The sequence below is a fragment of the Microcoleus sp. Pol10D4 genome (assembly GCF_036701555.1).
Classification (GTDB): Bacteria; Cyanobacteriota; Cyanobacteriia; order Cyanobacteriales; family Microcoleaceae; genus Microcoleus.
On sequence record NZ_JAUBRA010000168.1, the window covers coordinates 1 to 1,682 of the forward strand.

Genomic DNA, 1,682 nt, shown 5'->3' on the forward strand with positions numbered 1-1,682 from the left:
GCTGAATCAGTGAGAAAAGTAAACAGTGTAGGGATTTTCCGACCAAAAAAGTAGTAAGGGTGCAAGAAAAACAGGTATAATAACTCAAAACCCGTGCATCACCACCTGCGATCGTGTATAGAAAAGCTGAGCTTGCCCCAAGCCCCCCATCCGACTTTGAAATCCCCTTTGAAGGAAGATTGTCAGAAGATAACCGTTGGGTGAAAATGGCGCAACTAATCCCGGGCGTCAGAGTTTGAATCAGAATATGCTGAAAATTTCCCCACCGAAATGGGAGCACCCGCCAAATTATTTAGGATGGCATTAGGGGCATTAATTATTAAAGAGAAGCTGGGAATCAGCGACATAGAAATAGTAGAACAGATCCGAGAAAACCCATACCTGCAATACTTTATCGGTCAATTAGCCAGAGCGTAATGAGCCCCCATTTGACCCATCACTATTAGTCCACTTTCGGCAGCGGATTAGTGGGAATTTAATCCAGAAAGTCAATGAAGGAATGGTCAATAAAATACGGGAATCCACCTCAAAGCCACCCGAAAAAAAGAGGATTCGGAGGTAAAAAATGAGTCAGCAAATCTACTAAAATCAATCGTAGATGCGAGCTGTGTTCCAGGAGACATTAGCTATCCGACGGACTTAGGACTATTAAACCGAGCCAGAGTTCACACCGAAAAAACCATCGACATTCTCTATAATGCTCTCAAAGTAAAAATTCCTAAAAAACCCAGAACCTACAGTAATATTGCCAGAAAAAACTATTTAGCAGTAGCCAAACAACGACGACCTAAACGAAACAAAAAAAACCAAGCAATTAAAAAACAACTGCAATATATCAAAAGAAACCTCGCTCATATTGAACAACTAATCGAGTCAGATGCCACCCTACAAAGTCTGATCCAAAAGCAGTATAAGACCTTGCTAGTCCTCACAGAAGTATATCAGCAACAACTGTGGTTATTTGAAAATAAGAAACAGAGCAGGACAGTTGGGGTAAGTTTAAGCCAACCGCACATCCGTCCTATTGTCAGAGGAAAAGCAGGGAAACCCGTAGATTTTGGAGCCAAACAGGAGCGCGAGTTGCATTAAAGGATATGTATTTTTAGACCGGATAAGTTGGGATAACTTTAACGAATCAGGAGACTTAAAAGCACTCATTTGAAGCATTTAAAAGTTACACAGGATACTACCCAGAATCAGTCCATGCGGAGCGCATTTATCGAACAAGATAAAACCGAGCGGGCGTGTAAAGAAAGAGGAATTAGAATTAGTGGCCCCCCTTGAGGAAGGCCACCAGCAAATGTTAGTAAGGAAACAAAGAAACAAGCCTGCTTAAGATGAAAGAATTAGAAATGCAATTGAGGGCAAGTTTGGACAAGGAAAAAGAAGATTTAGCTTGAACCGAGTGATGACAAAACTTGATAATACTTCGGAAACAGCCATTGCTATTACTTTTTTAGTGATGAACCTTTCTACCTGGTTAAGACGGGTTTTTTGTGTGTTTTTATGTCAAAAACCGAAAATCACACCTATTTACGATTCAATGATTATTAAAAGCTATAACTGGGCAAGTTATAGTCAACAAAAAGTCATGTTTCGCCGAGTTTGAATTGCCCATCAAGTGCGATGCCTACGGCTGGCTACGCCTACGCGATTTTTCCTAACTTATTCAGCAAGCCCTA

General features: G+C 40.9%; 1 pseudogene. It reads left to right on the plus strand.

Annotation, left to right across the window (positions count from 1 at the left end):
• The first annotated feature begins 113 nt into the window (after window positions 1-113).
• A pseudogene (locus tag QUA36_RS31165) lies at window positions 114-1,609 on the plus strand (IS5 family transposase).
• The last annotated feature ends 73 nt before the right edge of the window (window positions 1,610-1,682 follow it).